This is a genomic window from Parafrankia irregularis, assembly GCF_001536285.1.
Classification (GTDB): domain Bacteria; phylum Actinomycetota; class Actinomycetes; order Frankiales; family Frankiaceae; genus Parafrankia; species Parafrankia irregularis.
Map to the genome: position 1 here is coordinate 33825 of NZ_FAOZ01000018.1, position 12792 is coordinate 46616.

General features: G+C 69.2%; 13 protein-coding genes. 5 read left to right on the forward strand and 8 right to left on the reverse strand.

Annotation, left to right across the window (positions count from 1 at the left end; all coding sequences use genetic code 11):
* Positions 1-392: 392 nt before the first annotated feature.
* From AWX74_RS23740 to AWX74_RS23750, 3 genes are read right to left on the reverse strand one after another with little or no spacing between them, the layout of a single operon-like run.
* Positions 393-1106: a TetR/AcrR family transcriptional regulator gene (locus AWX74_RS23740; protein ID WP_091281117.1), complete on the reverse strand. Its 714-nt coding sequence runs from the start codon at positions 1104-1106 to the stop codon at positions 393-395.
* A complete protein-coding gene (locus AWX74_RS23745) occupies positions 1103-1867 on the reverse strand; it encodes a carboxymuconolactone decarboxylase family protein (RefSeq protein WP_091281119.1) in 765 nt (254 codons plus the stop codon). Before AWX74_RS23745 ends, AWX74_RS23740 begins: the two co-directional genes overlap by 4 nt.
* Complete coding sequence (locus tag AWX74_RS23750) at positions 1864-2679, reverse strand: SDR family oxidoreductase (protein ID WP_091281121.1); 816 nt, start codon at positions 2677-2679, stop codon at positions 1864-1866. Before AWX74_RS23750 ends, AWX74_RS23745 begins: the two co-directional genes overlap by 4 nt.
* Positions 2680-3009: 330 nt before the next feature.
* Here AWX74_RS23750 and AWX74_RS23755 point away from each other — a divergent pair, with 330 nt between their 5' ends.
* Both AWX74_RS23755 and AWX74_RS23760 read left to right on the forward strand, forming a co-directional pair.
* Entirely contained in the window at positions 3010-4071 is a 1062-nt protein-coding gene (locus AWX74_RS23755; RefSeq protein ID WP_091281124.1) for a phosphotransferase family protein, read from the forward strand.
* A gap of 70 nt (positions 4072-4141) precedes the next feature.
* A complete protein-coding gene (locus AWX74_RS23760) occupies positions 4142-4975 on the forward strand; it encodes an amidohydrolase family protein (RefSeq protein ID WP_193209696.1) in 834 nt (277 codons plus the stop codon).
* 130 nt (positions 4976-5105) lie between these two features.
* Here AWX74_RS23760 and AWX74_RS23765 read toward each other — a convergent pair whose 3' ends face one another.
* The 3 genes from AWX74_RS23765 to AWX74_RS23775 form a co-directional block, all read right to left on the reverse strand.
* Positions 5106-5510: a hypothetical protein gene (locus AWX74_RS23765; RefSeq protein WP_091281127.1), complete on the reverse strand. Its 405-nt coding sequence runs from the start codon at positions 5508-5510 to the stop codon at positions 5106-5108.
* Positions 5511-5856: 346 nt separating this feature from the next.
* On the reverse strand, positions 5857-6606 hold the full coding sequence (locus tag AWX74_RS23770; protein WP_091281377.1) for an enoyl-CoA hydratase/isomerase family protein: 750 nt from the start codon (positions 6604-6606) through the stop codon (positions 5857-5859).
* Between the two features lie 8 nt (positions 6607-6614).
* Positions 6615-7376, reverse strand: coding sequence for an SDR family oxidoreductase (locus AWX74_RS23775; RefSeq protein WP_006539424.1), 762 nt, complete (start codon positions 7374-7376; stop codon positions 6615-6617).
* Between the two features lie 511 nt (positions 7377-7887).
* Between AWX74_RS23775 and AWX74_RS23780 the strand changes: the two genes are divergently transcribed.
* From AWX74_RS23780 to AWX74_RS23790, 3 genes are all read left to right on the forward strand, one after another.
* The gene (locus AWX74_RS23780) at positions 7888-8691 is read left to right on the forward strand and encodes an enoyl-CoA hydratase/isomerase family protein (protein WP_006539423.1); all 804 of its coding nucleotides are present in this window, start codon (positions 7888-7890) and stop codon (positions 8689-8691) included.
* A 155-nt stretch (positions 8692-8846) separates the two neighbouring features.
* Positions 8847-9623 (forward strand): FadR/GntR family transcriptional regulator, encoded by a 777-nt coding sequence (locus AWX74_RS23785; protein WP_091281129.1) that lies wholly within the window; start codon positions 8847-8849, stop codon positions 9621-9623.
* A 137-nt stretch (positions 9624-9760) separates the two neighbouring features.
* Entirely contained in the window at positions 9761-10924 is a 1164-nt protein-coding gene (locus tag AWX74_RS23790) for an alpha-hydroxy-acid oxidizing protein (protein ID WP_207550402.1), read from the forward strand.
* A gap of 22 nt (positions 10925-10946) precedes the next feature.
* On the opposite strand, the gene AWX74_RS23795 is transcribed toward AWX74_RS23790, so the two are convergent.
* Together AWX74_RS23795 and AWX74_RS23800 are read right to left on the reverse strand one after the other, a co-directional pair.
* A complete protein-coding gene (locus tag AWX74_RS23795) occupies positions 10947-11756 on the reverse strand; it encodes a patatin-like phospholipase family protein (protein WP_226930946.1) in 810 nt (269 codons plus the stop codon).
* 80 nt (positions 11757-11836) lie between these two features.
* The gene (locus AWX74_RS23800) at positions 11837-12766 is read right to left on the reverse strand and encodes a sugar phosphate isomerase/epimerase family protein (protein ID WP_091281137.1); all 930 of its coding nucleotides are present in this window, start codon (positions 12764-12766) and stop codon (positions 11837-11839) included.
* Between the last annotated feature and the right edge of the window lie 26 nt (positions 12767-12792).

The window sequence follows — 12792 nt, forward strand, 5'->3', positions numbered from 1 at the left end:
GGCTGTCGCCGCATGCCTCAACCACTTCCACGTACGCGTCGAAGCGCCACTCGACGGCGAGTGCGAGCGTGAAATGCTGAGAGCAGTCGGATGAGTGTAACCAGTGGAGAGGCGGCGCCGATCGGCAGGGGCTCTCAAAGCCTGGCGGCCTCCCTGTGGTTACGTTCGCCGTCAGGCTCTGCGGCGCACGCGTCGTGCGTCGACCCCAGTTGCAGTCGACGGGCGCCGCCCGCACGGATTCGGGTGCGCAGAACAGTTCCCAGACACTCTCAGAATGAGATCTGGCCTGATGAAAGCCGGTCAGGCCAGTCCCGGACCGATGGGACGTCCGCCAATGGCTGGCGTGGCATGAACGGCCTCTGCTGGCAGTGTGCGGGGGGCGCGCTGCGGTCTCAGAGCACCGACGGGGGCACAGCGGGGGGTGCCTGGTCCTGGTCGATCCCGAGGAGGAAGCGGCGGGTTTCCGGGGACACCGGGGCCGCGAGGTGCCCGGTGAAGCCGTCGATCAGGGTGCTGACGAACAGGCCGAACGGACTGACGTGCTCGCCTGCCGCGATCGCCCGCTCGCGCCGCGCGGCGGCATGCACGCTGAGCTCCTGGACCTCGCGGATGCGCATCGTGCGCACCGGCTCCTCGAGGTGGGCCAGCAGCCGGCGCATGTCGTCGAAGAAATCCCGCTGCGACCGCTGGATCTCCGTCGGCTGGGCGAGCGCGCCCGACTCCTCGCTGCGCTGTAGCTGCTCGACGAAGGACACGTAGAAGTTGTCGGGTGACTCGGCCAGTTCGAGCACCGGCAGCAGCTGTGCCTCGAAACGTGCCCGCAGGTCGTCCCGGTCGATGCGGGCGAGCAGCAGCGCGCGCCGCTGCACCAGCTGGGGCAGCCGGTGGGCGAAGATCGCTTCGATCAGCTGGCTCTTCGAGCCGAAGTGATAATGCACGGCCGAGTTGTTGGCCGACCCGGCCTGGGCGGCGATCTGCCGCAGGGACACCCCGTCGATTCCATGCTCGGCGAACAGCCGCTCCGCGGTCAGCAGGAGCCGCAGCGCCATCGCACCCGGCGGGGTGCCCGGCGCATGGCCTGACGGGGTGCCCTGCGGCTGGCTCATGACCGGCCCGCTCGCCAGTGTCGAGCAGCGTCGTGCAGCACCTCGCCCTTGGCGAAACCGTAGTAGGCACTGAAGTGCAGGATGATCTCCTGCATCTCCTCGTAGCTCACATCGCCCGACTCTAGTGCCGAACCGACGTGCGAGAAGATCGGTCCGACGGCGTCCGACGCCCCCACGCAGGGGATCGTGACGAGTCGTCGTTCACGGCGGCTCAGACCCGGTCGGCGCCACACATGACCGAACACGAAGTTGAGGATCCCGGCGTAGAAGTACGGCGAATCGGACGGTGGCGCCGGAATGACGTTGACGCTCCGGAACTCCTCCTGCCCGCCGCGGATCCGTTCCGCACGGTCCTCGGGCCCGAGATCCTCGGCGGTCAGGGTCGGCCAGGCCGGTGCCTCCTGCCCACGTTCCTCGTGCAGCCGCTGCCACTGCGCACGGACGGTCTGTTCCAGGAACGAGGCCTTCGGCCAGCCGCAGTAGACCGCGAAGTGCAGTGTCACCTCGTTCAGCTGCTCGATGGTCAGATCGCCGCTGCGTAACGCCGCGTAGACGTGGCCGGCGATCGGCGTCGCCGCGTCGGCCGCGGCGACGCAGGCCAGCGACACCAGGCGCCGGTCACGGATACCCAGGTCCGGGCGGCCCCAGATCTCCCCGAACAGGAACCGGCGAGACGCGGCTTCGAAAGGTGTCTCCACCGCCGGCGGCTCGACAGTCATCACCAGGCGGTAGAGATCATCGGCGGGCGTGTTCACAGTCATGACCGTCCCTCTGTCTGCTCAGCTATGCGGGCCTGCAGGTAGGCCTCCAGGTTGCCGGCCCGCCCGACCAACTCGTCCCGGATCTCGGGCACGGTGAGGACGAGGAACCGCCCCTTCGCCACGGCTTCGGCCACCAGCTCGCCCACGGCCTCCGCCGAGACGAGGGGGTGGTCGGGGGCGCGCGGCGACGCGGCCACCTCGCCGTAGACGGCGATCTGTTCCACGATGTTCGTGATCACGCCCGAGGGGCAGACGCAGGTGACCCCGACCCCGCGGGGGCCCAGGTACAGCGCAAGCGCTTCGGACAGCCCGACGATCGCGTGCTTGCTCGCGACGTAGGGCAGCCGGTCGAAGCCGTAGGCGAGCAGCCCCGAGGCGGACGACGTGTTCACCACGTGCCCCGAGCCCTGGGCGAGCAACAGCGGGAGGAAGACCCGGTTGCTGCGCGCCACGCTCATCAGGTTCACGTCGAGGACACGTTGCCAGGCCTCGTCGGGCAACGACTCGGGCGCGCCGAGCGCCAGCACGCCGACGTTGTTCATCACGACGTCGACCCGGCCGAACCGTTCGAGGCAGGCGGTTCGCAGTGCCGTGAGGTCGGCCTCGCTCGTGGCGTCGACTCGCAGGCCGATCGCGTCGCCGCCGATGACAGCGATCTCCGCGGCGACGGCCTGGGCCCGGGCCGCGTCGAGGTCGCTCACGACGACCCGAGCCCGGCGGCGCGCGAACGCGAGCGCGCTGGCCCGTCCGATGCCGCTACCCCCGCCGGTGACGACCACGGCGGCTCCGGTGAGTTCCAGAGGATGGGTCATCCGATGCAGGCCTCCCTCACTTAAAGCGGACAGCTTAGAAATCAAGGTAGTCGCCTTCACGGGCGGGCGCACGCCACGACGGGTACGAGGAAGGTCCGAATAGTTTAGATACATAGGCACACCACATCCACGGTGGACGCCCACCCAGCAGCACGTCGGCGGGCCCGCCCAGCCAGCAGCTGGAGCTGTCGTGCCACACATGCCGCTGGTACTCTGACTACAGCTTGCGATCAGGCACGGCTTCCCACCGTCAGGACGAGCTGCAGGCTAGCGGCGTAGGCCTCAGAAACATATAGTTCTTTTAAGCCGCTACCACCGTGAGGCCTGCCCATGGACTTCCAGTTACGTGACCCCCTCGAGACCGCCAGCCGCCTGCGCACCTGGCTGACCGACGTCCGCGGGCTGACCGACGTCGAGGTCGGGGAACCGACCATCCCGGCCGGGACCGGGGCATCCAACGAGACAGTGCTGTTCGAGGCCAGCTGGGCCGGGCCCGCCGGGCCGGAACGGCATCGTCTGGTCGCGCGCATCGCGCCGACGAGCTACGTGGTGTTCCCCGACGACACGTTCGCGCTGCAGTTCCACGTGATGCGCGCGCTCGCCGAAGCCTCCAGCGTGCCGATGGCCCGCATGCACTGGTTCGAACCGGACACCTCCTGGTTCGGCGCCCCCTTTTGGATCATGGAAAGGGTCGCGGGCCTGATCCCCAGCGACACCCCGCCCTACGCGTCGGCCGGGTGGCTGGCCGAGGCGTCGCCCGAGCAGCAGCGACAGGCCTGGGTGAGCGGGGTCCGCGCGCTGGCGGGCATCCACACCACCGCGCTCGCCGATCTCAACGTCCCCGCAGGCCTGCTGGTACCTCCGGACGATCCGGTGGGCGCGGAGCTCGACCGCTACGAACGGTTCCTGGCCTGGGCCGAGGAGGGCAGGCCCTTCGAACTGGCGCGGGAGGCACTCGCCTGGCTCAGGCGCAACAAGCCGTCGACACCCGTCGACGCCCCGGCGCTGTGCTGGGGGGACGCCCGGCTCAGCAACCTCATCTTCCAGGACTTCGAGGTCGCCGCGGTGCTCGACTGGGAGATGGCGAGCGTCGGCGACCCCCTCCTGGACCTGGGCTGGTGGATCTTCGCCGACGAGACGCTCACCACCGGCCCCGGTGTCAACCGACTGCCGGGCTTTCCCTCCCGCGACGAGACGGCCGCGCTCTGGAAGTCGATCACCGGGCGCCCCACGGACAACCTCGACTACTTCGAGGTGTTCGCCGGGCTGCGGTTCACCGTCATCATGGTCCGGATCGGGAAGCTGGTCGTCGACATGGGATTCATGCCCGACACCTTCCCCTACGACAACATGGTCAGCCAGGCGCTCCGCCGAGTGCTCTCCCAGGTCTGACCACGGCCCAGCGCGACTGCGCAGGGGGTATACGCGGGCCGAACAATCCCGACAAGGAAAGGAGATCACGTTGACCCGTGCCATCGACTGCCTGGTGAACGTCGACTTCGGCGACACGAAGAAGCAGCCCGACTGGATGGTCCGTGTGAAGGAGGACTATTTCAAGGGCGGCGACAACTTCTTCCGCAGCCCGGAGCTGCCCGAGCTGCTGGAGGACATGGACGCGAACGGTGTCGAGCGCGCGGTCCTGATCGCGAAGGCCGGGAAGCCCGACGGCCGGGCGTTCCAGTTCGCCGAGGCCCGCCCGGACCGGTTCGCCCTCGCGATCGGCGGCTTCAACCTGCTGCATCCCATGCCGACGGTCCGCGCCCTGGAGTCGTTCGCCCGCGACTTTCCGGTGGTGAGTGCCACCGTCGGCCCCAGCTTCTGGGGTGACGGCATGTACCCGCCCACCGACCCGGTCTACTACCCCCTCTACACGAAGTGCTGCGAGCTCGACCTGCCGCTGTGCGTCAACACCGGCATTCCGGGACCGCCGCTGCCCGCCGAGCCCCAGAACCCGATTCACCTCGACCGGGTCTGCTACCGGTTTCCCGAACTGAAGCTGTGCATGATCCACGGCGCCGATCCGTGGTGGGACACCGCGATCCGTCTGATGATCAAGTACCGCAACCTGCGTCTGATGACGTCGGCGTGGTCGCCGAAGCGGCTGCCCGAATCGCTGCTGCACTTCATGTCGACCCGCGGCAAGAACCGGGTCATCTTCGCCTCGGACTACCCCGTGCTGTCTTTCAAGCGGTGCCTGGGTGAAGCCGAGGCCCTCCCACTGACCGACGAGGTCCGCGACAACTGGCTGTACGGCAATGCGGACGCCTTCTTCTTCGACCGCAAGCCCGCCTCGTAGCAGCGGACGCCATGCCACGGGAACCGGGATGGCGGACCAGCCGTAAGGATCCGCCATCCCGGTTCAGAGGATGCGACGACCGAGCAGGAGTCGTTCCGACAGATCAGACCCCGTAGGGCCGATCAGCTGCCTAGAACAGGGCTCTCCGTAGACGCGACCACAGATCGTCACGACGCCGGTTTCGCACCGGCGCATGCGGACGGGGCTCATGCGCGGGCTCGGTCAACGGGCGGCGCAGCGGATGCTGATAGAGCGGGTGGTCGCTGTCCGGCAACGATTCGTTCATCGCGGTCCGCGCGGAATCGAGAGTGCATCCGGTCGCGTTGGAGATAGCCCCGGCGAGTGCCGCCGGGGTCGGCATGGCGGCGTGCCACGGCGGGCTGAGCCAGACTTCCGGACCCTGCGACTCGGCGTCCCACCCGGACCCATTTCTGGTGAGCTGGGCGTAGAGGGAATCCGAGGCCGGGTCGAACCCCCAGACACTCTGATGATCCCATCCGCTCAGCTCAAGGTTGTACTGCGGATATGACACCATGCGGCGCACCTCACGGACATGCGGGCCAAGGGGCGCCTGTGACCTTAGCCGCGCCCGACAAAGCTGCTGGACTATGGCAGCAAATGGCCTCGCCGGGCCACGCCCGCGTCTGCCCACATGCGTGCGTACGCCGCCGAGGTCTTCGGGATGCGCTTCGAGGCCAGCCGGCCGGTGCGGCGTCGGCCGTGGCGGGGAGGTTGTGCTGTGCGCACCGACTCCGATCTCCGCCACGGCCCCGAGCACCGGCTCGTCCGCTCTGGTGCCATGTCGCTCTGCGGTTCTGTTGCTCTTTCGGCCTGTTACGCCTTCGATCTGTTGCGCTGTTGCCCTTGTCGCCTGCCGGCGATCAGCGGCCCTTCCAGACGGGAGTCCGCTTCTCGGCGAAGGCGCGACCGGCCTCCTGGGCGTCCTCGCTCCCCATGAGCGTGCCCATCGCCTCGAAGACCGGCTTCATCGCCGCCTCGTCGTCGCCGAGCTCCGCACGCATCAGCCGCTTGGTCGCGGTGACGGCGAGCGGGCCGCCGAGCCCGATGCGGGCGGCGAGCCCAAGCGCCGTGGTCAGCAGCTCGTCTCGGGGCACCACGCGGTTGATCAGGCCCCAGCGCAGCGCCTCGGACGCGGGAATCGGCTCCCCTGTGAGCCCGAGCTCGAGGGCGACCGCGATCGGCAGCCGCTGCGCCAGCCGGGTGCCACCGCCACCGGCCAGCAGGCCACGCCGGACCTCGGGCAGCCCGAACGGCGTGTCCTCGACGGCGACAACGAGGTCACAGAACATCATGACCTCGAAGCCACCGCCCAGGCAGGCACCGTTCACCGCGCCCAGCAGCGGCTTCGGGAAGTCCCGCAGCGCGTTCAGACCATCCATGACGGGCTTGAGGTTCTCGCCACGGGCCAGGGCCTTGAGGTCGAGGCCGGCACAGAAGCTGCGGTCGCCGGCACCGGTGAGAACGACGCAGCGGATGTCCGCGTCATCCGAGGCACGTGCGAGCGCGTCGACGATGCCCTGGCCGACCTCGCCGTTCAGGGCGTTGCGGGCCTCGGGGCGGTTGATGGTGACGACGAGCGCGCCGTCGGTCAGGTCGGTGAGGATGCTCATCTGGTCGCTCACTTCGGGGCGAAGCGCTGGCCGCCGTCCAGACGGATCGTCTGGCCGTTGAGCATCGGGTTCTCGACGATCCCGACGGCGAGCAGGGCGTACTCCTCGGGCCGGCCCATCCGCTTGGGGAAGGCCGCGTCCTTCGTCAGCACCTTCTCGTACTCCTCGGGGATCCCCGCGGTCAGCCCGGTGTGGAACAGGCTGGGCGCGATCGCGTTCACCCGGATTCCCAGCGAGCCCAGCTCCCGGGCCATCGTGAGGCTCATCGCCGCGACACCGCCCTTGGCCGCGGTGTAGGCGATCTGGCCGATCTGGCCCTCGAACGCGGCGATCGACGCCGTGTTGATGATCACGCCGCGCTCGCCCTCGGCGTTCGGCTCATTGGTGGCCATCCGTGCGGCGGCCAGCCGGGCCACGTTGAACGTGCCGACGAGGTTGAGGTCGACGACCCGCTGGAACTCCTCGATCGGCAGCGGGCCCGCCTTGCCCAGGGTGCGCCCGGGTGTCGCACCGCCCGCGGTGTTCACCACGACGTCGATGCCGCCGAGCGCGGCCACGGCCGCGTCCAGGACCGCCTCGAACCCGGCGAAGTCGGTGACGTCGCAGGGGTGGAACGTGCCGTTGAGGCCGGCGGCGACCGCTTCCCCGTCGCTCGCCGCACGGTCGAGGATCGCGACCCGGCCACCGCGGGCACCGATCAGCTCGGCCGTCGCACGGGCCATCCCGGAGGCGCCGCCCACGGCGACCGCCCGTATGCCTTTCAGTTCCACGTGATGCTTCCTCTCTGAGGTTCACGTCCTGGCCGGCCCGGCCGGTTCCTGGCCGGCCACCCGATGCGGGTGGTGGGCCCGCGCCTCGGCCGCCCCGCCCGCTGGATGACATCCGCGGGCGGCGAGGCTGATTTTGGATAAAGTATTTCTTTCTTTTATCCCTGCGGACCGGTCACCCGCAAGCACAGCGCGGGCGACCGGTCCAGATGCGGCACCGAACCAGCTAACTCGAAAAATCTACACTTTTTGGGCGACGCGTTCACGCCGCACCTCGCGGAGGATCGACGCCCCACCGATCCGCGCACCGCCGCCGGCAGGTGCGGCAGGCGGGGTCCCCCGCGGCGACCGCCCAGCCGACGGCGGCACGCGGGTGCGCGGACGGCACGGTTGACCACGGCACGGTCCGCGACCGTTGCGCGCACACCACGAGAGAAGCTACGCTCCATAATATCTATATGTTTACGGCGCCTGACGTCGGTGCAGGGCAGACGGACGAGAGGGAGAAACACCCATGGGGTTCGAGTCGATCCAGTACGACGTCGCCGACCGCATCGCCACGATCACCTTCGACCGGCCGGACCAGCTCAACGCCCTGAGCCCGGCCATGATCGAGGAACTGCGCCGTGCCTATGCAGAGGCCGAGGCCGACGACAACGTCTGGATCCTCGTCATCACCGGCAACGGCCGGGCCTTCTGCGCCGGCGCCGACGTCGGCGAGATCTCCGGCGACGGACGGGTCGTCTACGAGGAGCCGTACCTGACGACCTACCCCCAGTGGGAGGCCCCGCAGGAAGGCACACCCCCCTTCCGGACCATGACCAAGCCGATCCTCGCCGCGATCAACGGCCTGTGCTGCGGCGCCGGGCTCGACCTCGTCACCACCGGGGACATCGTCATCGCCTCCGAACGCGCCGAGTTCTTCGACCCGCACGTGAGCATCGGCCTGGTCAGCGGACGGGAGGCCGTCCGCCTCGCCCGCGCACTGCCCACCAACATCGCCATGCGGATGGCGCTGATGGGCCGGCACGAGCGCATGAGCGCCCAGCGCGCCTACGACCTCGGGCTCGTCTCCGAAGTGGTCGAACACGACCGGCTGCTCGAACGCGCACACGAGATCGCCGGCATCGTGAACCGCAACGCCCCCCTCGCCGTGCGCGGCACCCGCCTCGCCATCCGCAAGGGCCGCGACCTCCCCCTGCACGAGGCCGAGATCATGGCCGAGGCCTACCGCGAGCGTGTCGTACGCACCGACGACGCCCAGGAGGGACCGCAGGCGTTCATGGAGAAGCGCACACCCAAGTGGCAGTGCAGCTGATCCCGCGGACCGCGGCCGTTGCGGCCGGCGCCGAGCGCGCCGGTCCGTGTAAGGCAGGTGGCCTGGGCGGGGCGACCAGCCGAAGGCGACCAGCCGAAGGCGACCCGTGGAAGGCAATCCGTGGAAGGTATCCAGCGGAAGGAAGGTCGGGCCAGGTGACCGAGGCCGTGAACGCCCGCGGCGGTGAGCGGGCAGCGCCCCGCGAGAAGCCGCAGCGGATCGCCGACGAGCTCCGGCGGCTCATCGTGCAGGGCGCGCTGGCGGAGGGTGAGTCACTCGGCCGTGAGCCCGACCTGGTCGACCGGTTCGGGGTGTCCCGCCCGTCGCTGCGGGAGGCGCTGCGCATCCTGGAGACGGAAGGCCTCATCTCCGTGCGCCGCGGGGTGCTCGGCGGTGTGATCGTCCATCAGCCCGACGAGCGGTTGACGGCACGCACGGCGGCGATGGTCCTGCAGGCCCGCAATGTTCCGCTGGTGGACGTCTACGACGCCCGCAGCATGATCGAACCGGTCGCGGCAAGGCTGGTGGCCGCGTCGCGCTCGCACCGGTCGGCGGCCGCGGAGCTACGTCGGCTCACCGCCGAGCAGCTTGAGGTGGTTGACGACCCCGAAGCCTTCGGACAGGCCAACTCACGTTTTCACAGCCGGCTCGTCGAGCTCGCGGGCAATCAGACGTTGTCCATCGTCATCGAGATGCTCAACGAGGTCGTCGCCCGGGCGGTGGCCGCGGTGAGCCAGCCCGACGACGCCGGCGACGCCACCACCACCAAGCTGCGCGGCCTGCGTTCCCAGGCCCGGCTCGCCACCCTCATCGAGCAGGGCGACGCCGGCGCGGCCGAGGAGCACTGGGCCGGGCACATGAAGATCGTCGGTCTGGTCATGCTCGCACAGCGCGCGAAGACCGTCATCGATCTCATGCAGCACGCCTTCTGACCGAGTGTCGTTCCTGACCGGATGTCGTTCCTGACCGGATGTGGTCCGGCGGTGGTAGCTCGCCCGGCAACCGCCGGTGGCGGATACGGCGGTACGGGCGTACGGTTGCGCCACCTACGAGCGAGCAGGCGAGCCCTGTGGCGAACTTCGGTGACTACCAGTTCGAGATCTACCTGAACGGCCTCTCCGGCGTCATGCCGACGATGCCGATGACGTATGCCGAACTGGAGGAACGCGGCTCCCGGGCACTCGACCCGTGGCTGCTCTCGTACGTGGCCGGCGGTGCCGGAGACGAACACACCCAGGATCTCAACGTCTCGGTGTTCGACGACTGGGGCCTGATTCCCCGGATGCTCGTCGACGGCAGCCAGCGGGACCTGTCGGTCGAGCTCTGCGGGATGACGCTGCCGTCACCGCTGCTGATGGCTCCCGTCGGCGTGATCGGTGTGTGCGCCCAGGACGGCCACGGCGACCTGGCGGTGGCGCGGGCTTCGGCGAGGACCGGCGTACCCATGATCGCCTCCACTCTCGCGGCCGACCCGTTGGAGGATGTCGCATCCCAGCTCGGGGAAACCCCGGGATTCTTCCAGCTCTACACACCCAACGACCGTGAGCTGGCCGAGAGCCTGGTGCACAGGGCCGAGAAGGCGGGCTTCAAAGGGATTGTCGTCACGCTCGACACCTGGGTTCCGGGATGGCGGCCCCGCGATCTCACCCGATCGAACTTTCCCCAGTTACGCGGGCTGGCACTCGAGAACTACTTCAGCGACCCGGTCTTCGTCTCCCGGCTGGCCAGACCGCCGCGGGAGGATCTCCAGGCCGCCGTGGGGACCTGGGCGCTGACCTTCGGCAATCCGAGCCTTACCTGGAAGGACCTGACCTGGTTCCGGTCCATGACCAGCCTGCCGCTGATCCTCAAAGGGATCATGCATCCGGAGGACGTCCGACGAGCGGTCGACGGTGGTGTCGACGCGATCTACTGCTCCAACCATGGTGGTCGCCAGGCGAACGGCGGGCTGGCCTCGCTCGACATGCTGCCCGACGTCGTCGAGGCCGCCGGCGAGATCCCGGTGGTCTTCGACTCCGGTGTGCGCTCCGGTGACCACATCGTCAAGGCGCTCGCGCTGGGCGCCCGGGCGGTCGGCGTGGGAAGACCGTATGTGTACGGTCTGGCGCTCGGCGGCGAGGACGGAGTCGTCCACGTGCTGCGTTCGCTGCTCGCCGAGGCCGACCTGCTCATGGCGGTCGACGGCTACCCACGGATCGCCGACCTCGGCCCCGCTGCCCTGCGTCGTCGATAGGTCTTCCGCGCGAGGTCCAACGTCAGGAAACCGGAAGGCGAATTCGCCCGGCGGCCGCCGGGGCCTGTCGCAGGCCGGCCTCGAAGGCCGGTACCCAACGGGTGTGGTCACCCACATCCGTGCCGATGGCCGCGAGCGCGGCATCGTCGGGGACGACGCCTATGGTGCGGGTGCCCTGCACCAGTACGTCGCCCGAGTCGACGCCGAAGGGCTCCACCAGGACAATCGTCTTCGCCCCGGCGGCAAGACGCGGATGGGATCCCCCGGCGAGGGCTCCGTCGACATAGCGACGGCCGTTGATCGTGACCGGCGGATAGGCACCGGGCATCGCACAGCTCGCCGCCACCACTCTCGCCAGCGGAGCGGCGCTGGCGCGGTCCCACACCACGGGCTCACCGGTATCGAGATCCACGGTGGTGATCAGCATTGCGCGCTGCGGCCAGCCGCCGGCACCGACCAGGTACTCCATCGAGGCCACATGTTCCTCCTCGGCGATGGTGGGCGCGGTGAGCGCGAGCCGGCCGACGCGGCGGCGGGCCTCGGCCGGCGCCAGCCCGGAATCCCCGAGAACGGCCCGCACCCGAGCCATGAGGTCGGGATCGGGCCGGTGCCACGGTCCGGACGACTCGGGAGGCGCCGCCAGCCGCCGGAGGTCACCGCCGGAGGCCAGCGCCGCGCCGGCGATCGCGCCCGCGGAGGTTCCCACGATCAGATCGGCGTCCGCCAGGTCCACGCCTTCGTCACGAAGCCCGGCCGCGAGCCCGAACAGCCACGCCATGCCGACGAGCCCACCGGGACCGAGCACGACCGCCTGAGCGGCAGAGAACGTCATGCGCGCCAGCATCGGACCTCAAGAGAGGTTCAGGTCAAGTCCCGCCTGTGGATGGACCGGCAGGCGGTTTCGCCCAGAAATCATCCGCCCAGGACCAGCGGGCCGAGAGTACGCGCGGCGATCTCAAGGCCCCTCTTCACCTTCTCCTCCGAACCGCTCCACACCGGGTCCTCGTGCTCGACGGCGACCGTCCCGGAGAAGCCTCCGTCATGGAGGACGTCGATGATGCGGTTCCAGTCGAGCTGGCCGCGGCCCGGAACGCGGTAACGCCACCAGCCGACGTCCTCGGGCCTCGCCCGGCCCAACGCCCGCCCGAAAACGCTGTACCGGCTGCGCCGCCGTTCGTCGATCTCGATGTCCTTCGCCTGCACATGCAGCACTTTTCCGCCCTCCAGGGCGGGCCGCAGCGCGTCGATGGGGTCGATGCCGAGCCAGCGAAGGTGGGAGGGATCGTAGTTCAGGTAGAAACCCAGATCGAAGATCCAGTCCCACAGCTCCGGTGAATAGGCCAGATTTCCCGGGTAGCCGTCGGGGTGCCAGCCCTCCATGGGGCAGTTCTCGACGACGAGCCGCACATCGCGCCGCCGTGCGTAGTCGACCAGCCGTGGCAGGGTCTTCTCCGCGAGCTCCACGTTCGCCGCGACGGTGCGCGAGGGATCCCTGCCGACGAAGGTTCCGACGCAGGGAACCTCGAGCCTGGCCGCGGCATCGACGCAGCGGCGGAGATGGTCATGCGTCCGGCGCCGTTCATCCTCGTCAGCGTGCAGGTTGTTGCCGTAGTAGCTGACCGCCGAAATGGAAAGTCCGTGCTGGGCCAACAGTTTGCGGACGGCGGTCGCCTCCGCCGCGGAGAAGCTCTCGGCATCGATGTGGCTGGCCTGGTGAGCGTGCTCGCTTCCGACCGGCCAGGCAGCGACCTCCAGCGTCTGATAGCCCGACCGGACGCACCAGGCCGCGATGTCGGCGAGCCCGAGCCGCGGCAGGCAGGCGGTGAACAGGCCAAGTTCCACGGTGGTCCCTTTCCGTTTTGTTCCGG